The sequence below is a fragment of the Terrimonas ginsenosidimutans genome (assembly GCF_022012415.1).
GTDB lineage: Bacteria > Bacteroidota > Bacteroidia > Chitinophagales > Chitinophagaceae > Terrimonas_A > Terrimonas_A ginsenosidimutans.
In genome coordinates this window covers 37772-58108 of sequence record NZ_JAKLTR010000015.1, presented here as the reverse complement: position 1 = coordinate 58108, position 20337 = coordinate 37772, and the positions used below count along the sequence as shown (strand labels likewise).

Genomic DNA, 20337 nt, shown 5'->3' with positions numbered 1-20337 from the left:
GTTCAGGACTGATTGGTGACAGGTCAATGCCCGGAGTAAACTTCCGGTTTGAGATGAATGTGTTTCCGGCGAAGGTTTCCTGAAGGCCGGTCATTCCATCAGCGGTTGCAGGAAAGTTTGATATTGTATTCATTATTAAGCTCATTGACGTACATTTAAAGAATTCCTACATTCCTTAAATCAATACGTATGACAAGACTCTGTTTGTTGTCGCTGGTTGTACTGCTGGCGCTAAGCTGTAAGCAGGCAGCTGACCAAAACCCCGACCGCGTTGTAATTACAGGGGTTGATTCCACAAAGAAACCGGGAGATGATTTTTTTATGTACGTCAACAGCACCTGGTATGACAGTGCTGTGATACCTGCCAGCCAGACTGGGGTGGGTTCGTATTCGTTCCTGAATTTTCCCCAGCGGATCCGGTTACAGGGGATCCTGGACAGTGTTGCGGCAAGCAATAGTCCCGCGGGTAGCATTGAACAGAAAGTTGGGGATTTCTATGCATCGGGCATGGATACCGCGGCCATTGACCAGCGGGGTTATGATCCGATCAAACCTGTTCTTGCAAAAATAGATGCAGCGGCGGATCTGCCTGCATTGTTACAGCTGGTGGCGGATGAACAAAAAACGGGAAACAGAACTTTCATCGGTTTCTCGGTCGGCCCGGATGATAAGAAAAGTTCTACAAACATTGTTGTCCTGGGACAGGCCGGTCTTGGATTGCCTGAACGGGATTACTACTTCAAATCAGATTCATCTACTGTCAATATTCAGAAAGCATACAGGACTGCCATTGGTTCTTATTTTGAATTGACAGGCGCTGACGCTGCTACGGCAGCAAAAAATGCGGCACTGGCGTATGACATAGAAAAGCAGTTGGCTACAGCCCATAAAACCAATATTGAACTCAGGGATGTGAAGGCCAACTACAATAAATTCTCCGTTTCGGACCTGTCAAAAAAACAACCGAATCTCAACTGGCAAACTTTACTGACCGCTTATGGTGTCAAAGTAGATTCGGTGAATATGCGTCATCCTGGGTATTACGACAAACTCAATTCAATGTTGTCTTCCGTGCCTGTAAACGATTGGAAAGTTTATCTGAAAGCAAATACGCTCCGGAATTACTCAGGTTTTTTAAGTAAGCCATTTACAGATGTGAATTTCAAATACACAAAGGTGCTTACCGGGCAGGCTGACAAGAAGCCCCGCAAGGAAGAGATGACACAGGCCGTGGACCGGTCTCTGGGTCAGGCGCTGGCACAGTTGTATGTAAAGAAATATTTCCCTGATGAAGCAAAGAAGCGGATGAGAATGCTGGTGGATAACCTCAAGAAAGCGTTCGAAGTGCGGATCACCAAACTGGACTGGATGAGTGATTCTACCAAAACAAAGGCAAAAGAAAAATTGCAGGCATTTACCGAGAAGATCGGTTACCCGGACAAATGGAGAGATTATTCAAAAGTGGAAGTTAAGCGCAATACATATTTCGAAAACAGATTGTCAGCCAATAAGAATGACTACGATTATATGCTGGCTAAAGTAGGGCAACCGGTTGACAGAACGGAATGGCATACCACACCGCCTACTGTCACTGCCTACAATAATCCTCCGCTGAATGAGATCGTATTCCCTGCGGGAATATTACAGCCTCCTTATTTTGATATGAATGCTGACGATGCGCTGAACTATGGAGGTATCGGCATGGTGATCGGGCACGAGATCACGCATTCTTTTGATGACCAGGGAGCTCAGTATGATAAAGATGGCAACGTTACTGACTGGTGGACAAAGTCCGACTATGAGAAGTTCAAAAGCCGGACCCAGCAGGTACTTGATCAGTATAATTTATTCACCGTGCTTGATTCGGTGCATGTAAAAGGTGCATTGACACTGGGTGAGAATACAGCCGATCTCGCCGGTATTGCCATTGCCTATGATGCATTTAAATTGACAGAACAGGGAAAAGACACAGCAAGGCTTGATGGGTTCACGCCCGATCAGCGTTTCTTTATTTCTATTGCCCGGATCTGGAGAGTGAAAACAACGGATGAGTTCATGCGAATGTATGTGAATACGAATTCTCACTCGCCCGCGATCTGGCGTGTAAATGGCCCGCTGATGAACTTTACGCCATTCTACAACGCGTTCAATGTACAACCGGGCGACAAAATGTACAAGCCGGAAAATGAACGGATCAGGGTCTGGTAGATAAAGAGTAATGAACCTTTTTCAATCGGGGAATAAAAGAAGCCGGCCTCCTGGTGATCCAGGAGGCCGGCTTCTTTTTATATGATCTTCCCCCTTGATCAGAAGAAATATTTTACCGGTTGTCTGCACCGATCACCAGAAAATTGGCGATCCATTGGAAGGCGATGAAACCAAAAATGAAGATGGTGCTCACACCGTGCAGCAATTCGCCGGTGGAGAAAGTTATTCCGATGGCTATTAACCCCACCGCAGCCAATGCAAGCGCATAGACCAGGAGCGCATGTTTGTAACGTGATGGGGAGAACATCACACTGAAAGGCAGCATCATAGCCAGGCCGAATGCTGCCACAGAAAGATAACGTTCATCGCTGAGCATTGCATAAGCGGCTATACCGGCCAGACAGGCAGCCAGGCTTATGGCAACGAGCGAAGAACTGATCTTCTGTTTTTGACTGAGCAATAACTGCCCGTATCTATTGAATCGTAAAAACAGGTTGCTGACAGGAGTGATGATCCAGGTAGAAAAAGCGAAGATGATCAGGGTGATGATCACAGGTGTAAGGTAAGGCCGCAGGTTTTCATTACTGTTTGCAAGTGACTGCATTCCTCTCATGGCCAGGTAGAGGCCGATGATAATGCCCCATTGATATTTGGCGGTGAAGTTACCCATCCAGAAAGCATACTTCAGGAAGAGACGGTATACCGGGTTGGACGCTTTCATCGCTTCCAGCATTCCGGACCGTGCATATTCATTATTGGGATCGGTTTTGAGTGCTTCTTTAAAATGCTCCAGTGCTTTCCGGTGATCTCCTTTTTCCAGCAGTCCCCAGCCATAGTTGGAATGGGTGTAAGCATTATTGGGATCTTCGCGCAATGCACCTTCGATCGTTTCGAAAGATTCAGCCTTACGGCCGAGTTTGATCAACGCGGTGCTTCTGGTATTCAGTGCAAGGAGGTTCTCCGGGTCGAGTTCGAGTGCATGATCGGCGAGCTCCAGTGCTTCATCATATTTTTTACGCACCAGTCTGAGATTGGCGAGTAAGGCAACGTATTCTGCTTCGTGCGGATCGAGCTTTGTTGCCTGGCGGATACTGTTCTCTGCATCATCAAACTGATCGCGGTGGAGAGAGGTGAACGCTTTCAGGTAAAAAAGTCTTGCGTCGTCGGGCGCAAGACCGATGGCATTTTCAATAAGAGTATTCGCTGTGTCAAATTTTCCGAGCCCGATATTCACCTCAGCGAGGAGAGCCAGGAACCGGGTATTGTTAGGGTCTTCTCTTAACAGATCGGCCAGCATTTTTTCTGCTTCCGCATATTTCTTCTGTTGAATGAGTATGCTGACTTTTGATAGCCTGTGGTCCTCGAACATATTATTTTTTGATTTTTAAGTAAGCCAGAATATCGTCATACAGCCCAGAGTCGTTAGCGAACAGGGCAAAATTTTTTGCGGTAGTGAACCATTCCTGTGTGCTCGCTTTATGTTTTTTGGCGGCTTCAACCAGGTCTTTTGTTTCCAGCGGTTTTGGAATGCCATCTTCAAAAGAACTTTCCAGTTTGCGTTCAATGGCGATATCGATGATCGCATCTATATCCGCGCCGGAATAGTGTTCTGTCTTTTTCGCAATGCTTTCATAATCGATGCCTGATACGGGCTTGTTAGTCAGTTTCAACCTCAGGATAGACTCACGGGTAGTGGAGTCTGGTGGCGGAATGAATATGATGCGGTCGAAACGGCCGGGTCTTCTGAACGCCGGATCAAGGTTCCAGGGTGTATTGGTAGCGCCGATGATGAGTACACCATCATTGTCGTTCTCTACTCCGTCGAGTTCCTGCAGAAACTGGTTGATCAGGTGTCTGCTGCTTGATTGTTTCATATCACTTCTGCTTGCGCCAAGAGCATCTATCTCATCAAAGAATAATACGCAGGGTGTGTTGTTCCTGGCGAGTTCGAAGATCTCGTGCAGGTTCTTCTCGCTGTTGCCAACCCACATATCCAGGATATCATTCAGGCTTACGTTGATGAATTTGGCATTCACCTGGCCTGCAGTAGCTTTCGCGATAAACGTTTTACCACATCCCGGAGGTCCATAGAGCAGGATACCACCACCGGTTTTCTTCCCGTAAGCTTTATAAAGGTCGGCGTGCTGGAGGGGTTTGATGATCTTAAGGTCAATCTCTTTTTTTACAGTCTCCATTCCGCCCACGTCATTGAAGTTGATAGTTGGTTTCTGGAGAAAACGGGTATCAGTCAACTCCTCTTCATCCTGTTCTATGGGCTGGCTGTTTCCTCTTACCCGGAGCTGGCTATCGAGCTCTTCATCCATAAGATCAGGTTGAAGCTGTATTGCTTTGCCATATGCATCGATAGCTTTTCCAACAGCATTTTCCTTCAGCAGCGCTTTGGCATAAAGCAGGAATGCCTGAACGTCTTTTATCCCGCTGTCAATTACTTCTTCAAGGATCACATTGCAGGCTGAATAGTTGCCTTTGCGATAGAATACTGTGGCAAGACCAACTTTTGCTTTTGTATCGTTCAGGCTTCTCACCAATACGGAAAATTCTGTTTCCGCTTCCTCAAGCCTGTTCATTTCCAGCAAGGTTTCAGCTAACAAAAAGCGGAGATGGAAGTTATCCGGGGAATGTTTCAATGCTTCCCTCAGGCTGTCAATAGTGTTACTGTTCATTTAAACTATAACTATTTATACGTGAATTGCTGCCGGTAATACCGGTGAAGCAAAGATGTGGTTGTCTGTGATTACAATCCAATGTCGTTTAGTTCAATGATGAGTTCCCCCGAAAGTTCATTCGATGGCCGATGACCATTGGCCGATAACAGATATACTTACTAGTGTCATACCCTAACCAATTAGCAGCAATAGCTTCCATCCAAAATGCGGCCATCGGTCATCGGCCATCGGCCATCGAGCTATTGTAGGACGATCTCTTAACTAAACGAAATTGGATTACAATCAATAGCGCTGATTGTGAGGCAGAAAGATACACTGGCAGGATGAGTGGAACAAATGACGGGACTGTTTTCTTTACGGATCAGGATTGGTGCGGGATGGTCGATGGCCGATGATGCGGTCATCGGCCATCGACCATCCCGCACAGTTGCCGAGGACCTAACCGGGCGCTCAGTTCCACTCCCGGCAGTTATTGGCCTGGTTCGGGCAGATCGGCGTGTATCTTCTTCAGTTTCATGAGAAAAGGTGTTTTCACGGTATTAAATTCTGGTGTAAAAACGGGTGTAATTTTCTTTCCGGTCTATTACCTTAGACGCTTGAATTTCCATCACCTATCGATCAAAAATCCTTGTCATGATACGTACGATCTGGCTCTGTAAAAATGAACTTTTTGCGTCTTCCATCAGCCCATTGCTGCGCGCATACGGCATTTCCATTGTTACGGTAACTGATCCTGAAAAAGTGTATCCATATATTGAGGCTATTGAAGCAGACCTGATCATCATGGATGCGAACTGGAATAAGGATGATCACTGGGGGGTATCGTTTCTGGCGGAGCTTCATCAGCGCATTCCTTCTCTGAAGGCGATCTTCGTAACCACCACCTTCCAGTTCAAGCTATGCAGCAAACTCGAAGAAGCGGGAGCGATGGGGTATTTTTACCGGAATAGCGGGAATGTGGAGAATATCGTGCATTGCATCAGGCAGGTTCACAGCGGAGCTGTTTGTTTTGGAGAGATTGATCCTGCGTTGGGGGAGATGCCGGAGGAGAAAGTAAAGCGGGCTTGAAGGCGATGATATTTCTTGAATAAGTCAAAGTGGAAAAAGTGTTGAACTCTTTTATAGAAGTATGAAGGCCTGGCGTTAGCCGGGCCTTTTGTTATGTTGAGGGTTTATTGGTGTCGGGCATCAGACTTGCTTTTGAATCAGAAGGTTCTTGCGATATCCGGGTTTGTGATTATTACATAGTCGCCGAGTGATTCATACTGGCTCCATTGCGGGTTATTGAAATCTGTTGCAGGGAAGCAGCTGATGTTCTGAATTTTTATTTTCTTGTTGCTGCGTTGCAATTGAGTGAACGTTCCGAGTTGATCATCTGTATGGAAACGTCCATTGAGGTGGAATACTTTGGTGTTCCTGTTCTTTTTCCAGTATTTGTAAATACTTTCTGCCATGGTCGCGTCCCACATTGTTTGAGCATAATAGACATTGCTGCTGGTTTGCCGGCCACCCATGATCTTGCTGAATTTTTCCTGGTAAGGGGCATTGATCGTGTCGAGAGGTAGTTTTGCAAAATAGGTTTTGGCGTTTTTCGAAAGGCTGTCAATGCTTTTAAGGCCTTTTCTGCTGGTCATGTTCACATAGCGGCGGGGTGCATTCGCGGCGATCACTTTTTGCTGCCGCTCTTTTGCCGTATTTACGATCGGACGGTAGTCCTTGTAGTTGTTCCAGGCCCTGCCTTCTTTTACCAGTCTTTCATCTGTTATAAAAGACTGGAGGTATTCGTCCAGTACGAGCTGGCAATCCCTTTCAAACATTTCCATGCTGAGCGTGACCGTTCCGTATTGGTTGAGCAGTGAGCGGTATAATGTGTCCTGTAAGCGGTGCGCGATACTGTCATTGTGCTCTTCTCCGAAAAAAAGTACGTCCGCCTCTTTTACAGATCCGACGAGATCGGTTATGGAGATGGTCTTTTTGTTTTTTGTGTCGTAGATCTTATAGTGATCGGACCAGGGTGTTTGAGACCGGCTGGTGTGGTAAAATGTAATAATGAGGATCAGCGTGAGAAAGGTTTTTATCATTGCAGAGTCAGTTTGGTTTGAAAAGCCGGTTCTCTTTTGCCGGAAGACGAAAGGTACTGTGTTTAGATGACTGTCTGGAGTGAAATTCCGTTTTTCGGAAGATGGTCGGTAGGGCCTGAATATTTAACTGGCGTATAAGGAACGCGGCGGACGCGACGATACGCAACGGACGCGACGAAAGCAGGCCTGGGGATATACTGTATCCCACCGCTTGTCGCGCTCTTTATGAGCCAGTTGCTATTTTATCAGCTTATACCGCAACACCAACGGCAGATTAACCAGCTCTTCAATCTTATTATCCGCAACCTCAAATGTTTTACCATTCTGCAATACGATCTTGCCGTCTTTATAAACCGCTGGATATGTTTTGCCATCAGGATAATAATTGCCCGGGACCGGTAGATAATCTTTCCCGCCTAATTTTACCGGCTGCTTCATTTTATCAATGATCCATTCGCCGGTTGAGGGACGATATACGGCCATTTCTGTGCGTCCATCGCCATCATAATCGCCGGGAACCGGAATATCTCCGGGTGTATGTTTCACCTGCAAGGGGATATTCCCGAGAGAGCTTTGCCATAGCGAGTTATCAGTTCTGAAAAAGCAAAGATCAAGAATGCCGTCACCATCATAATCGGCGGGTACGGGGATGCCTTTGGCGTGGCCAAACCGGACGCTGTCCAGCCCGTTAAAATACCAGGTGAGAGTGGAAGGGCGATATACGGCGGCTTCCGCAAATCCGTCACCATCATAGTCGCCACAAACAGGGATATCACCGGGCTGGCCCAATGTGATCTGCTTTCCATCTTCGAGATAGAATTTTCCTTCAGAAGGACGGAAATACGCGCGATCGGTCCTGCCATCTCCGTTGTAATCTGCCGGCGCGGGAACGTCTCCTGCTTTACCGAATTCAATGGCTGGCTGGTCATTGATCTTCCAGTTGCCTTTGGAGAAAAAAGCGAGATCTGTAACGCCATCGTTATCATAATCGCTGTAACGGGCAACTGTTGTGTGATGAAACAAAGGAAGCGTGAATTTGCTGTCTGCGTCTGTTTCTTCTTCCCCTGTGTAGGGAGAAAAGGTACGTACGCTGACGAGGTCGTTTGATCTGGAGAACGTCATTAAGCGCATCAGGCCATGTCCGCCATCTTTGCGGCTTTGATAATCTGAGAGAAATGATCTGATGATATTACCAGCATAACCATCCTGGCGGTATCCTTCGCCGTTATCGCCTACGTGACCAGACAGGGTCATTATCACATTAGGATAGCGTTTTAACCGGTCGAAGCGGCGCTGTCCCTGTTTGCTGAAAGCAGGAAAACCTTTTTCGTTGGTTCCTTTGGTCTTGTTAAAATGAATAAAGGAATGACTTACCAGTATCGCTTTTTTGTCTTTATGTTTTTCAAGAAGCGCACTGGTCCAGTTATTAAGATTCTCGATATCCTCATCATAAGAATCATATTCAAGGTAAATCACAATAAATGAAATGCCGCCAGCGGTAAAGAGGTCGTAGTGGCTGTCATTGTTGTCACGATAATGGCCACCATACCATTTTTTATCTTTAAAATGATCGATACCAAAATACTTGTTGTAGTGAGCAGTAGTGCCGCTTATCGGATACTGGCTTTTGGTTTGATCATGGTTGCCTACCGCCATACCATAGGGAATTCCCTGCGGGTAGCCGGCTTGTGGTTTTTCCAGCCTGTGCATTGCATCGGATGCATTTACCCATTGCTGAGGAAGTTTCTCACCATCATCTGTAATATCCCCAAGATGTATAACGTATCTGATGTTTTCTTTTGTGGCGTTCTGTGCGATCCACTCCGTTTGAGTAAAGAACATTTCTTTTTTACCACCGTTCTTTTCAGAGGTATAATACTGGGTGTCCGGTAGAATGGCAATGGAAAATTTATCGTCATCATGCAATTCCTTTGCTCCGATCGTGGCGGAGATACTTATTACGAACAGCACACAGGAAACTGGTGCGGCAAGACGATTGAACAAGCGTCTGACAGGTATAGACATTCGCTGGGAATTTTTGCAAAACTGCGGAAGGGAGTGTTACCGGAATATTAATTATTGGCGGATAAGAAGTACATTTTTCAGCAAAACAACCTGGACATACAAATGATGCCGGTTCACGGATATTAGCCCCGTTTTTATATACAGGAGGCGTAGGTGGCCGCTGCACTGCGTTGCTCAATTACCGGCCTTCTTAACAAAGTAAACTCGGCCTTTTGAACAAAGCCATGCCCTGGAACTCTCTATAGTTTTGTTCTATTAAAACAATAAAAATGAAACAGAACAATTATCAGGGAACTTTCCAGAGACCCGTCGGCTCAGGCTTTAATTCTACCTCTACTGCAAGCGAAGTGATCAGCGGCATCAACCTCAATGGGAAGATCGCCATTGTTACTGGTGGTAATACAGGTATCGGGTTAGAAACGACAAAGGTTCTCGCGTTGGCCGGAGCCATAGTAATCGTACCGGCACGAGATGTGGAAAAGGCAAAACGAAATCTACAGGGTGTCGAAAACGTGGAGATCGAACATTTAGATCTGATGGATCCTGCATCTGTGGATGCATTTGTGGAAACATTTCTGGCTTCCGGAAGGCCTTTACATCTTTTGATCAATAACGCGGGCATTATGTGGGTGCCGCTTCGCCGGGATAAACGTGGTATTGAATCGCAACTGGCAACCAATTACCTGGCATTGTTTCAATTGACAGCGCGGTTATGGCCTGCATTGAAAAAAGCAAATGGAGCAAGGGTGGTAAATGTATCGTCGCAAGGGCACCAGTTTGCTGCTTTCGATTTTGAAGATCCGAACTTTCTTAACAGGAAGTATGAAACGCTTGCAGGCTATGGACAGTCGAAAACGGCGGTGAACCTGTTTTCTGTCGAGCTGGATAAACGTGGCCAATCATCAAATGTCAGAGCTTATTCCCTTCATCCGGGTGCGATCGGCGGAACAGAATTGGGCAGAGAGGCATCTATCGAATTGTTCCAGAAAATGGGGTATTGTGATGCAGATGGAGTGTTATTGCCCGAAGTAGCGGCGAGCCTGAAAACAATTCCGCAGGGTGCAGCAACGACTGTGTGGGCGGCAACGAGCCCCTTACTGAACAATATTGGAGGTGTGTATTGTGAGAATGCGGAGATTGCTTCACTGTCTGTGAACACGGAGATTGAAGAAGGGGTAAAGAGCTATGCAGTTGATGAAGCGAGCGCTAAAAAGTTGTGGAAGCTAAGCGAGGAAATGACAGGGATCTCTTTTGATATAGGTTAAGGTTGATTATCGGAAATGGCGGCTTTTGCAAGGCTGCCTTTCCTTTATATGCAGCTAAAATCAAATTAAAAATAGCTACATGATATTTTCTATTTTTACAGTAATATTTTCCTTTTTACGAAAATACAAAGAGCATAAGCATGGAGTATAAGGCTAAATATATCACCGAAGACATAAAGCTTTCCAGCTATGATGATAAATTTTTCAAATCAGATATCATGTTTGATCATCACATGCTGGTCTGGTTTATCTCCGGGGAAACAAAGATCATACAGGCAAATGCCACCTATATGTTCAGGAAAGGAGATATATTCCTGATCCCGAGAAATCAGCTGGCAACGATCATCAACTATCCTAAAGGTGGCCATCCGCATAAGACGGTCGTGATGCATTTGTCTGTTGAAAGACTGAAAAGATTTTACTCTAACCGGAATATCAGACCGGTTCCATTAAAGTTTCCTAAAATTTTCGCTTTCAATGCTCATCCTTTGTTAGAGAGCTGCCTTGCTTCACTGATCCCATATTTTGAGATGAAGGACATCCCGGATGATATAGCTTCTCTGAAGATCACAGAAGCGATCAGCATTCTCCGCACGCTTGACAAGGAGATAGATAATGTGCTGGCAAACTTCGAGGAGCCCGGCAAGATCAGTCTAGTTGACTATATGGAAAAGAATTTCATGTTCAATCTGCCCCTGGAAAAATTCGGTTATCTTACCGGAAGAAGCCTGACAACCTTCAAGCGGGATTTTAAGAAAGCATTTGATACAACGCCGCAGCGATGGCTAACGCAAAAGCGATTGGAACTGGCGCACTATCATCTTGCAGAAAAGAAAAAGAAGCCTGTTGATGTTTGTTATGAAGTTGGATTCGAAAATCTTTCCCACTTTTCATTTGCATTCAAAAAGCAGTTTGGTTATGCGCCAACGGCGCTTCCCGCCAGTTAAGTGCTAAATATAAAGACACGAGTATGCCCTGGAATCCTGATGTGTACAATCAGTTCAAACAAATTCGCTACAGGCCATTTTTTGACCTGATGAGTCTGATCGTTGATAAAGAAATGAAAAAGGCTGTCGATATTGGTTGTGGCACAGGAGAGCAGACGTCTATACTTTCCGGGAAATTTGAGCAGACTGATTTTCTTGGCCTTGATTCTTCTGCGGAAATGCTGGCAGAATCGAGGCAGTTCGTAAAACCCAACCTGCATTTCGAGTCATCAACGATTGAGAAATTCGCGTTGTCTGATTCGAAATGGGACCTGATCTTCAGCAATGCGGCATTGCAGTGGTCGGATGATCATGAGGTCCTGTTCCCGGGATTGATATCAAAATTAAATCCCGGGGGGCAGTTTGCGGTGCAGATGCCGTTTCAGCAAGAGAATGTGTTGAATGAGATCCTGCTGCGACTTGTACAGGAAGATCCGTTTGCCGGGATGCTGGATGGCTTTGTTCGCAGATCTCCCTTATTAAAGGTGGATGATTATGCCAGGATCCTGTTCAGTGGTGGTTTAAATGACCTGGATATCAGTTTGAAAGTATATCCGATCATTGCGGAAGACGAAGCGGAATTATATAGCTTTATTGCGGGATCCGCACTTGTACCGTATATGGAGAAGTTGGATGAGACCGGGAAGCAGTTGTTAAGAGAGGAGTTCAAAAAGCGGATCAAGGCTTATTTTAAGACTTTCCCGGCGGTATACGCATTTAAAAGGATCTTATTGTACGGAGTAAGACCGTGATGACATTACTTTTTTAAACAAACTTTTATGACACTGGCCCGGTTTTATCGGAATGCATTGATCTATCCATCACTGATCACTTTATTTGGCGTGGCAATTTTCTGGATCATTGATGATCAATACTCGAAAGTAAAGTTGATGCCGGGCGATGCGATGTTTTCCTTCACCCTTGCAGCTGTTCTTATCTACTGTCTGCTGATGGCTGTGCTCTGCCTTCCTTTATTCTTAAACAAGTTTGAAAGAATACGGTCAAACAGGCTATTGAGTTTTTTGAGCTGGTTCTTAGTTCCCTTCGGCGAGATCACCGTGCTGGCCTTAGCCGGAGGTGAGTTTAATACGAAGAATGACATTAAGTATACCACGGAGGGGATGCTATTTGTGCTATTCCTGAACATTCCATTCGTTGTCGGCTTGGTTCTTAGCTATTGGAGGTTCAGGAATGCTGTTCGTATGAACAGGTTAACGTTATAAGCCAGGACGGAGCAGTCCGGTGATCAATAAAGAAAGCTGCCCTGGATTTGGTACAGCTTTCTTTATTGATCAGATCAGTAGTATAAAACAGGCGGTCGAAGTCCGGTTTATTTTTTCAGCAGGCTGTTAATCAGGCTATCTTCTACAGGCGCTTTCATGGTGATCACCGAGTCGAGGACCGGGTTAGGTACAGTTGCTGATAAGATGTATTGAGCTACTTTCCAGTCATTTCCTTTTTTTACCAGTACGCCTGAACCCCTGCAGATCTTCATTTGGGTATTCAGCAGTTCGTCGAACCAGGCAAGGCTACCGGTTTTGTCGAAATAGATATGGCGTTCGATGGCGGTAAAATCCCAGGCTTTCCCACGGTCGAAATATGGTTTCGACCAAACTTTGAATGCCGGCAGGTCCCAGCGTTCTGTGGCGTCTGTGCCGGCGAAGATGGCGTCATCGGTGTAGAATCCGAAATACCGGTCGAAGTCGGCACGTGCCGCTGCGCGATTGAAAGAGTCCAGTGTTGCAATGATGGCTCTTTCTTCTGCTTTCGTGTCAACGCTGGTGGCAGCCTGTTCTCTTTCCTTGCAGGAAGGAAGCGCGAAGGCCAGCAAAAGGAAGTTTCCCAGTATGAGAAAGAGGATCTTGATAGCAGGTTTCATCTGAGCAGTTTTGATTGTTGAAGAATTGTTGAGACGCAATATATTAAATTGAAGCAATATCCGGCAAAGGATTTGACATGTCTTCCAGTTGAACGAGATACTCCCAACTTCCTTTTAGATGTAAAACATTGGTCCATTCTTCTTAAACTTGTGAAGAAACCAGGAAAATTTCTGCATGTTTTTATTTAAAAAGAATAGCCGCAAAACTTTTACAGAGATCGAATCAGGGATCAGGATCGACCGTGCCCGGTATTATTCTTTTGTGGATCCGCAGTTGCAAGCCGGCAGTTTCTATTTCAGCCTGGAACAGTCTGTGGGTTTTTTTCTTGATTCAAGGATCCTGATACAGGCACGTCCAAATAAAAACTATGATCATTTTTATGAATTGAGAAATCTTAATAACGGAGGACACCTTGGCGAATTAGGGATCTCCAAAACCCTAGCCCCTTCATTAAGGGCCTATATAGATATCATTCACCAGGAACCATATAAATGGAAGCTGAAGTCTTTCTATTCATCTTCATTATTCAAGCGTCGCCGGATTGATTTTTCCGGTGCACTAGTGAACGGACATGAAGAGGCCGCCGTGTCCTGGGAATTTAAAGAAAAGTTGTACTTCAACGAAGCAGTTTCGGATCTTCCCCGTGAAGGAGAGATCAGTATGACCAATCCGGGGAATCACCTGCTTTTATTTGTTCTCCTGTTTATGGTGGAGATGGAATTTCATTGGAGAGAGGCAATGGATTAAGGGAACAGCGTTCATTGGCCAGCGTGTATTATCGATCGTTCAGTGCTTGCTTTTGATGATTTTAAGTTGATGAAATGATCATCTGAATGTATGTTTTTGTTCAATGCCAGGTAGCTTGTTTCAAAATCACGGCCTTCGCACTTTTGCAAAATGATCTTGCTCCGGTCTGCATACATCCCAAGTTGTTGGTCGGTAGCGATAATTTGCCGTGTATAGCAGTAGAATAATTTGCTGCTTCCCAATGAATCGAAATCGTTCAGTTTTACTACAAATCTGATTGTTTGACCGGGTTGAATGAGTTGAAGTGTATACCATGTAATGCAGGAGGTTTCCCATTCCTGGACGTCGTGCAAATCATAGTAAAAGTTTTTGTTTGAAAAATTACAGTTAGTGTTTTTAAAAAGGATCAGTGTATCGTCGTCTTCGATCTGCGTGATTGGGCCAAGCTTAAGTAAGATCGGTTCGCTATCATTGTTTGAAAGCGTAAGGTTGAAATAGCGGCCGGGATACTTGCATGGAATGGGGTCGGTGGGGCTACTTGACGGACGCCTGCCTGATCGCTGGCCGGGTGCTTGTAATTGCAAAAGACATAAAAGTGTGCAAAGGATTAATATTTGCGTCATTCTTTAGCCTTAACGTACCCTGATACCTGGCCATTGTTGTTAAATACTTTCCCTGATGTTCTTTAACAAAATGGAAACAGGATGAAAAAGGAAAGCATGGGATCGATCAGAAGGGTTTTTATTTGATCTCGGTGATCCATTGATCCTTTACGCCCCAGTTTTTATTTGGTCTATCTCCCGCGACGATAACAAGTGTTCCTCCTTTGGCAATTTCCTCATGGGAGATCCAGTTCCGCAGTAATGCTTTTCCATTCAATGTCACTGACTGGATATATCTGTTTCCGGCAAACGGTTTTTTTGTTTGTATGATGAAGGGGTTTTTCCCGTTCACAATCCGTACCTCTTCAAAAAGCGGTACGCTCAGATAATATACCGGCCAGCCAACGCAGGCGGGCATGAGACCTGTAGCCGCAAGCACATACCAGGCAGACATGGCGCCGGCATCGTCATCCATAGTGCGGACGTACGTATCCGGTTTGTTTTCATAGATGCGGCCGACGAACGGGTCTATGCCGCGGCTGTTATCATTGAAATAATACTGGACAACAGTGTCAGCAGCGTATTTACGCACCATGTCCTGCGACTTCCACGGCTGACTGGTGAAATTGTACATCAGCGGTGCCTGAATATCCGTTTCATTTGCGTGATTGTAGTAATCGTTCTGAAAGAATGCATCCAGTTCTTTCAGATAGGTAGTTTCGCCACCTGTTTCCTCAATGAGTCCTTTAAAGTCAAAGGTCACGAGCCAGCGATATTGCCAGATCGTACCCTGGTACATACCGCGGGCGCCAACTTTGTCGATATCATTCTTTGTAAGATCCTTAAAATCTTTAGTCCAGTATGCTCTCCACTGAGCAGCTTTTGCTTTGTATCGATCGCTCAGTTGCTTGTCGCCGGTGATCTCCAGTATTTGCGACAAGGCCCAGGTGTCGTAACTACTTTCAAGCGCTTTATCCGGATGGGTAAAATCCAGTTTGTCCGTTTCTGCGATGAGCGAATCACGGATTGATTTGAAATCTACATGGAAGCCTTTACGGTAGGCATCGAGCAGCACGACTATAGCATGTTCAGTTCTTACGGTATTTGACGGTTCGTTTTGGGTGGCATAATCCTTTTTGCCATATTTATATAAAGCGGCTATCGAATTAATGATCGATTGATAGCGGGCAGGATCCAGTAGTGCAAGTAGTGGAAGTTGTGTACGGTAATTATCCCAGATAGCCCATCCATTGTATACGGGCGTATTGCTCTGCTGAAGGCTTCCATCTGTTGCGCGGTAGCTGCCGTCTTTTTCAGAGACCAGGAAAGGTGACTGTATCGTACGGTAGAGAAACGAATAGAATTTTTTTTCCTCGTCCCTGGAGCCTCTTACTTTCAGTTTATCCAGTTCACGGCTCCAGTCGGCCTTTGTTTGCTGACGGGCAACTGTTGCTGAAGTGGTAAGGATGTTTTTCTGCGCGTGAGCAATGTCTACGGACGAGAAGGCGATCTTCAGTTGTATGGCAGTGATAGGGTTTTCAATTACAACAGAAAGGGAATGATCGCCAGCGTCGGAGATGTTTACAGGTTTATCAAATGTGATGTAGTAGTAAACCCTGTATGTTCCGGCATTGCAGGTGGTCTTTGAATCGATCCAGCCGCTAATGGAGTTGTGAGCGGAGGTATGTTCTTCCGCAACGAATCTATTGGCCAGCGTATGGCTCAGATCGATCTTAAATCCTTTTGATGTTGTTTCGGGGAAATGATAATCTTCCAGGCCTCCATTGCCGTTAACCACAAAAGCAGCATTGATCCCATTGGTAAAGGCGACGGAATACGATCCCGGAGAAGCTTTTTCAGTAGTTTTTATGAGTGGAGATGGGTCGCTTATAAAAGGTGTGATTAGGATATTGCCGCCGCTGCCCATGCAGCCGACACCTTCGACGCGATTGTGCGTGAAGCCGAGAAATGTTCTGGCTTTATGTTCATATCCTGTATGTAGTTTGGGATATGTTTGTGGCGCAATACTAAGCAGGCCGAAAGGGTAGGAGGCTGCGGGTGAAAGCTGGCCATGATCGCCGGAAGAGCCGAGAAAGACATTTACATCATCCGATGAACTTTGTGCCGTGCAGATCTGTACTGATGCAATAAGGAAAGCGGCGAATAGAGCTTTTCGGGCGAGAGCGGCCATGGTAAAAGTTGATTTGAGTGCAAAGGTCACGGAGGAGATCCAATGGCAGCGCGGTGCTATGTTATTTTTGCGTTATGCCGGGTATCGCAGCATTGGCTGAAATACCCGGCATAGTACTATTGATGCAGCGGGATATCATTTTGCTACCAGCGGTCGTCCTTCGAAGGCGATCCCTGGCCAGCCATTGATCATGAACTGACGGATGTTCTGGTGATCATTGCCGATCGGGCTTTTTAATACTGCCTGGTAATGCTCTGCAAAAAGGTAAAGCGTATCTTCTTTACTCATATTATTCAGCTCAGCGAAAGCGAATACTTTTGCGCTTCCCTGGTTCTGCGTCGCTTCGTTGTATGCGTCAGTGTTTCTAAAAGCCGTCGGCTGATGCTGGTAATACGTTTCAATGAATTCGATTACTTCTTTAAATGAAGATGAATCATTTCTGAGCTCATTGAGTAATAAGGCAAGTTGTTCTTTCATAAAATATATATCTTTTTTGGACAATCCCGAAGATAAGCATAAACGGGTTCTAAAGTGGAATAGTTTTAAGGTTTAAAAGGTTTAAAAAGTTTGGAAGGTTTGGGAGGTTTGATAGGTTGCGTGGGGTTTATAATTTTCAGTGTTATAGCGGACCCATATCTTGCCCGGAGAACAGTTGTGTTTATATTTAAACTATTAGTTCTGTTTCATGAACCTATGAAACCTACCAAACTATAAATCCTCCTCCCTCCGCCCAGTTCACCCCACTTCGTTAATAAAATGATAATACATCACCAAAAACTCCCGTATAATTTTAGAACATTCTAATCTGTAAATCCCGGTTGCTGGAACATGTTTATATAGTTTTGCGTGCCTCTTGTATGTAAAATGATGCGACTACTTTGTAAAAAATATTCTCAGTATTTCATTGCGGTATTGATGCTGTCTGTTTTGTACGGCAGATCAATTGTCTGCGTGAAGTCCGTTGTATTCAGTGCTCAGTATGTGAGTGCGGAGGAATATGGCGAAGGGTCTTCGCAGGATGGTGAGAATGAAAAAGAGGGGACGGTCAAAAGCTGCAAGAAATCATGGGTTGAAATGGAATATGGGCAGATGATCATTCCGTCCAGTCCTTTGCAATGGGCGATGGCTGATATGATGACGCATCATCAGTGTTCTGCTCTTGCCCGGCTTTATCAACGGGTTCCAACCCCGCCGCCGCTTCAGCCGGTCGCATAATCTTTTTCCAATTATTTACTGTATTTCCTGCCGGAGGGATGCGGATAACCTTCTGTCCGGCCGGATCAAAATTTTGTGATCATGAATCATCATGGTAAAGGACCAGCGCCCTGGCGCAGGTTGATCAGCATGCTTCATCCTGAACGTGTGCATATCAACTACATCTTTATATACGCCCTGTTGGGTGGATTGATCAGTTTAAGTATTCCCTTAGGGATAACAGCTGTGTTCAATCTTCTTCTGAATGGCGCAATCTACAGCTCAACCTATATACTGATTGCGGTGGTAGTGATCGGTGTTGTGATTGCCGGAATAATGCTGATCAGCCAGTTAACACTCGTGGAAGCAATTGAGCAAAAGATCTTTACGCGTACCGCAATGGAGTTTGCCTATCGTTTGCCCCGGATCAGGAAAAGTGAGCTGGACGGAAGTTACCCTCCGGAGCTGGTTAACCGCTTCTTTGATATCCTTACAATTCAAAAAGGGTTAAGCAAATTCCTGGTGAATATCATTACGTCTGGCGTGACGATGGTATTCAGTGTCGTGCTGCTGGCATTTTATCATCCCGTATTTATCGCGATGGGGGCATTCACCCTGATCATTATGACGGTGATCGTAGTGCTTTATTTCAGGCGCGGAGTAAATACCAGCGTACAGGAGTCTGCATATAAGTACAATCTCGTGGCTTACCTGGAGAGTGTAGCGGGAGATCTTGATGCACACCGGAATGAAGAGTCGATGGGAAAGATCATACAGGATACGGATAGATTGAATGCGTCTTACCTGCGTGCGAGGAATGATCATTTCCGTGTACTCCGTAAATTCTTTAAGAGTTCCGTGGTGATCCGGACCGTAATGATGGGTGCATTATTACTGCTTGGGTCCTGGTTTGTGGTGGAGCGGGAAATGACCCTCGGGCAATTTGTTGCAGCGGAAGTCATCATCGTGCAGATAGGTTATGCTATTGAAAAGCTATTCACGAGTCTCGATACAATATTTGATATGGTTACCGGCGCTGAAAAACTTGCTGCCGTAACTGATCTTGAAATTGACGAAAAGCATATCAATCATGAAGCTCACTAGATCTATGCCCGATGGGCGATATTATGAAAGCCTGGCCACCCGTTCCGGCAAAGAGCTGATGAGTCCACGGCGTGCAAGACGGTTCGGCAGGTTGATGCTGCTATCGCTGGCCTTGTTCATCCTGATGCTTTTTTTACCATGGCGGCAAACAATTCCCGGTCGCGGTGTCGTAACCGCATTGCGTCCGGAAGACAGAAGCCAGACGATACAGAACCAGATCGGTGGTCGTATCGAATACTGGGCAGTGATGGACGGGCAGGAAGTGAAACAGGGTGATACGATCCTTGTTATTTCCGAAACCAGTCAATCATATTTCAACCCGGAATTGCCTGAGCGCCTGACCGAGCAGCTTAACTCGGTAGAGGGAACGGAGCTGGCAGCGGATGAACAAATGAATGCGGTCCGCAGCCAGATGTCGGCTCTCGCAAGCGGCTTACAGCTTCAGCTGGCTTCTGCGGAAAATAAGGTCAGTCAGCGGGAGAACGTAGTGAAGATCGATAGCGCAGATCTGCAGGCCATTGAAAAATTTTATGAAACAAGCCGGGTACGTCTTATCCGCTATGAAGAAGGATATAAGAATGGCTTGTTCTCGTTAACGGATATTGAAACCCGTCGTTTGAAATTGCAGGAGGATTATGCCAGGGTGGTGAGTGCGCAGAACAAATTGAGTAATTCAAGACAGGATCTGGTGAATGCAAAGATCGAGCTGGATAATATACGGGTGAGTTACCAGGAGGCGCAGGCGAAAGCGCAGTCGAGCCTGAGTTCTGCATTCTCGAGTAAGGTAAGAGCGCAGGGAGATATAGCCAGGCTTCGTAACGAGATCTCCAATGTTGCTATCCGCCGGGGCTTGTATGTTGTTCGTGCCCCGCAAAGCGGATTTGTTGTAAAAACATTGAAAGCAGGTGTGGGAGAGAATATCAGGGAAGGAGAGTCTGTTGCCACGCTTCAGCCCAGGGAGCCGCAGGTTGCTGTGGAATTGTATGTGAATGCGATGGATGTTCCGCTGATCGAAGACACAAGCGATGTGCGTTTGCAATTTGAAGGATGGCCGTCGGTACAGTTCTCCGGATGGCCCGCTGTTGCGGTAGGAACGTTTGCCGGAAAGGTAGCGGTGATAGATCGTGTCAGCAGTGCGAATGGTAAATATCGTTTACTGATCAGGCAGACCACCCCGGTTCCTAAAGGTGATGCAGCCTGGCCAGATCGATTGAGGCAGGGCTCAGGTGTGTATGGCCGCGTGATCCTTCGTTCGGTTCCCCTATGGTATGAGATCTGGCGACAGTTGAACGGATTCCCACCGAGCCTTGAAAAAGAACCCGGGAAATAAAGTTGTCTGGCATATAGTTTCCGCAGATTGTCAATGG

The 20337-nt window shown here is 45.8% G+C and carries 18 protein-coding genes; 10 read left to right on the top strand and 8 right to left on the bottom strand.

From position 1 onward, the window contains the following. Positions 1-189: 189 nt before the first annotated feature. Positions 190-2208: a M13 family metallopeptidase gene (locus tag LZZ85_RS20775; protein WP_237875283.1), complete on the top strand. Its 2019-nt coding sequence runs from the start codon at positions 190-192 to the stop codon at positions 2206-2208. A 112-nt stretch (positions 2209-2320) separates the two neighbouring features. Here LZZ85_RS20775 and LZZ85_RS20770 read toward each other — a convergent pair whose 3' ends face one another. Continuing rightward, the gene (locus LZZ85_RS20770; RefSeq protein WP_237875282.1) at positions 2321-3577 is read right to left on the bottom strand and encodes a tetratricopeptide repeat protein; all 1257 of its coding nucleotides are present in this window, start codon (positions 3575-3577) and stop codon (positions 2321-2323) included. 1 nt (position 3578) lies between these two features. Beyond that, entirely contained in the window at positions 3579-4892 is a 1314-nt protein-coding gene (locus LZZ85_RS20765) for an AAA family ATPase (RefSeq protein WP_237875281.1), read from the bottom strand. A 636-nt stretch (positions 4893-5528) separates the two neighbouring features. Between LZZ85_RS20765 and LZZ85_RS20760 the strand changes: the two genes are divergently transcribed. After that, positions 5529-5963, top strand: a complete 435-nt coding sequence (locus LZZ85_RS20760; RefSeq protein WP_237875280.1) for a response regulator — start codon at positions 5529-5531, stop codon at positions 5961-5963. 137 nt (positions 5964-6100) lie between these two features. On the opposite strand, the gene LZZ85_RS20755 is transcribed toward LZZ85_RS20760, so the two are convergent. Both LZZ85_RS20755 and LZZ85_RS20750 read right to left on the bottom strand, forming a co-directional pair. Further along, on the bottom strand, positions 6101-6976 hold the full coding sequence (locus LZZ85_RS20755; protein WP_237875279.1) for a ChaN family lipoprotein: 876 nt from the start codon (positions 6974-6976) through the stop codon (positions 6101-6103). A gap of 237 nt (positions 6977-7213) precedes the next feature. Continuing rightward, the gene (locus tag LZZ85_RS20750; protein ID WP_237875278.1) at positions 7214-9001 is read right to left on the bottom strand and encodes a metallophosphoesterase; all 1788 of its coding nucleotides are present in this window, start codon (positions 8999-9001) and stop codon (positions 7214-7216) included. Between the two features lie 269 nt (positions 9002-9270). Between LZZ85_RS20750 and LZZ85_RS20745 the strand changes: the two genes are divergently transcribed. From LZZ85_RS20745 to LZZ85_RS20730, 4 genes are all read left to right on the top strand, one after another. After that, positions 9271-10266 carry an SDR family NAD(P)-dependent oxidoreductase gene (locus tag LZZ85_RS20745; RefSeq protein ID WP_237875277.1) on the top strand — a complete coding sequence of 332 codons (996 nt, stop codon included), beginning with the start codon at positions 9271-9273 and terminating at the stop codon, positions 10264-10266. Positions 10267-10406: 140 nt separating this feature from the next. Beyond that, positions 10407-11213, top strand: a complete 807-nt coding sequence (locus LZZ85_RS20740) for a helix-turn-helix domain-containing protein (protein ID WP_237875276.1) — start codon at positions 10407-10409, stop codon at positions 11211-11213. Between the two features lie 23 nt (positions 11214-11236). Continuing rightward, positions 11237-12004, top strand: a complete 768-nt coding sequence (locus tag LZZ85_RS20735; protein ID WP_237875275.1) for a methyltransferase domain-containing protein — start codon at positions 11237-11239, stop codon at positions 12002-12004. Between the two features lie 27 nt (positions 12005-12031). Then, positions 12032-12475: a hypothetical protein gene (locus LZZ85_RS20730; RefSeq protein WP_237875274.1), complete on the top strand. Its 444-nt coding sequence runs from the start codon at positions 12032-12034 to the stop codon at positions 12473-12475. A gap of 107 nt (positions 12476-12582) precedes the next feature. Here LZZ85_RS20730 and LZZ85_RS20725 read toward each other — a convergent pair whose 3' ends face one another. Further along, positions 12583-13131 carry a nuclear transport factor 2 family protein gene (locus LZZ85_RS20725; protein ID WP_237875273.1) on the bottom strand — a complete coding sequence of 183 codons (549 nt, stop codon included), beginning with the start codon at positions 13129-13131 and terminating at the stop codon, positions 12583-12585. A 175-nt stretch (positions 13132-13306) separates the two neighbouring features. Here LZZ85_RS20725 and LZZ85_RS20720 point away from each other — a divergent pair, with 175 nt between their 5' ends. Continuing rightward, positions 13307-13879 carry a hypothetical protein gene (locus LZZ85_RS20720; protein ID WP_237875272.1) on the top strand — a complete coding sequence of 191 codons (573 nt, stop codon included), beginning with the start codon at positions 13307-13309 and terminating at the stop codon, positions 13877-13879. A gap of 11 nt (positions 13880-13890) precedes the next feature. Here LZZ85_RS20720 and LZZ85_RS20715 read toward each other — a convergent pair whose 3' ends face one another. From LZZ85_RS20715 to LZZ85_RS20705, 3 genes are all read right to left on the bottom strand, one after another. Beyond that, positions 13891-14502: a hypothetical protein gene (locus tag LZZ85_RS20715; protein ID WP_237875271.1), complete on the bottom strand. Its 612-nt coding sequence runs from the start codon at positions 14500-14502 to the stop codon at positions 13891-13893. Positions 14503-14620: 118 nt separating this feature from the next. Next, positions 14621-16672, bottom strand: coding sequence for a glycoside hydrolase domain-containing protein (locus LZZ85_RS20710; protein ID WP_237875270.1), 2052 nt, complete (start codon positions 16670-16672; stop codon positions 14621-14623). 135 nt (positions 16673-16807) lie between these two features. Beyond that, positions 16808-17149, bottom strand: a complete 342-nt coding sequence (locus LZZ85_RS20705) for a HopJ type III effector protein (RefSeq protein ID WP_237875269.1) — start codon at positions 17147-17149, stop codon at positions 16808-16810. A gap of 387 nt (positions 17150-17536) precedes the next feature. Here LZZ85_RS20705 and LZZ85_RS20700 point away from each other — a divergent pair, with 387 nt between their 5' ends. The 3 genes from LZZ85_RS20700 to LZZ85_RS20690 all read left to right on the top strand — a co-directional run bounded on the left by LZZ85_RS20700 (position 17537) and on the right by LZZ85_RS20690 (position 20300). Next, complete coding sequence (locus tag LZZ85_RS20700) at positions 17537-17887, top strand: hypothetical protein (protein WP_237875268.1); 351 nt, start codon at positions 17537-17539, stop codon at positions 17885-17887. Between the two features lie 81 nt (positions 17888-17968). Further along, positions 17969-18970: an ABC transporter transmembrane domain-containing protein gene (locus LZZ85_RS20695; RefSeq protein ID WP_237875267.1), complete on the top strand. Its 1002-nt coding sequence runs from the start codon at positions 17969-17971 to the stop codon at positions 18968-18970. After that, a complete protein-coding gene (locus LZZ85_RS20690; RefSeq protein ID WP_237875266.1) occupies positions 18957-20300 on the top strand; it encodes an HlyD family secretion protein in 1344 nt (447 codons plus the stop codon). Before LZZ85_RS20695 ends, LZZ85_RS20690 begins: the two co-directional genes overlap by 14 nt. Positions 20301-20337 lie beyond the last annotated feature (37 nt).

Coding starts and splice junctions, on each gene's coding strand:
- LZZ85_RS20745 (WP_237875277.1), top strand. CDS start 9,271: ATGAAACAGAACAATTATCAGGGAACTTTCCAGAGACCCGTCGGCTCA.
- LZZ85_RS20750 (WP_237875278.1), bottom strand. CDS start 9,001: ATGTCTATACCTGTCAGACGCTTGTTCAATCGTCTTGCCGCACCAGTT.
- LZZ85_RS20765 (WP_237875281.1), bottom strand. CDS start 4,892: ATGAACAGTAACACTATTGACAGCCTGAGGGAAGCATTGAAACATTCC.
- LZZ85_RS20720 (WP_237875272.1), top strand. CDS start 13,307: ATGTTTTTATTTAAAAAGAATAGCCGCAAAACTTTTACAGAGATCGAA.
- LZZ85_RS20700 (WP_237875268.1), top strand. CDS start 17,537: ATGATGCGACTACTTTGTAAAAAATATTCTCAGTATTTCATTGCGGTA.
- LZZ85_RS20735 (WP_237875275.1), top strand. CDS start 11,237: ATGCCCTGGAATCCTGATGTGTACAATCAGTTCAAACAAATTCGCTAC.
- LZZ85_RS20775 (WP_237875283.1), top strand. CDS start 190: ATGACAAGACTCTGTTTGTTGTCGCTGGTTGTACTGCTGGCGCTAAGC.
- LZZ85_RS20755 (WP_237875279.1), bottom strand. CDS start 6,976: ATGATAAAAACCTTTCTCACGCTGATCCTCATTATTACATTTTACCAC.
- LZZ85_RS20770 (WP_237875282.1), bottom strand. CDS start 3,577: ATGTTCGAGGACCACAGGCTATCAAAAGTCAGCATACTCATTCAACAG.
- LZZ85_RS20715 (WP_237875271.1), bottom strand. CDS start 14,502: ATGACGCAAATATTAATCCTTTGCACACTTTTATGTCTTTTGCAATTA.
- LZZ85_RS20740 (WP_237875276.1), top strand. CDS start 10,407: ATGGAGTATAAGGCTAAATATATCACCGAAGACATAAAGCTTTCCAGC.
- LZZ85_RS20710 (WP_237875270.1), bottom strand. CDS start 16,672: ATGGCCGCTCTCGCCCGAAAAGCTCTATTCGCCGCTTTCCTTATTGCA.
- LZZ85_RS20695 (WP_237875267.1), top strand. CDS start 17,969: ATGAATCATCATGGTAAAGGACCAGCGCCCTGGCGCAGGTTGATCAGC.
- LZZ85_RS20725 (WP_237875273.1), bottom strand. CDS start 13,131: ATGAAACCTGCTATCAAGATCCTCTTTCTCATACTGGGAAACTTCCTT.
- LZZ85_RS20730 (WP_237875274.1), top strand. CDS start 12,032: ATGACACTGGCCCGGTTTTATCGGAATGCATTGATCTATCCATCACTG.
- LZZ85_RS20760 (WP_237875280.1), top strand. CDS start 5,529: ATGATACGTACGATCTGGCTCTGTAAAAATGAACTTTTTGCGTCTTCC.
- LZZ85_RS20705 (WP_237875269.1), bottom strand. CDS start 17,149: ATGAAAGAACAACTTGCCTTATTACTCAATGAGCTCAGAAATGATTCA.
- LZZ85_RS20690 (WP_237875266.1), top strand. CDS start 18,957: ATGAAGCTCACTAGATCTATGCCCGATGGGCGATATTATGAAAGCCTG.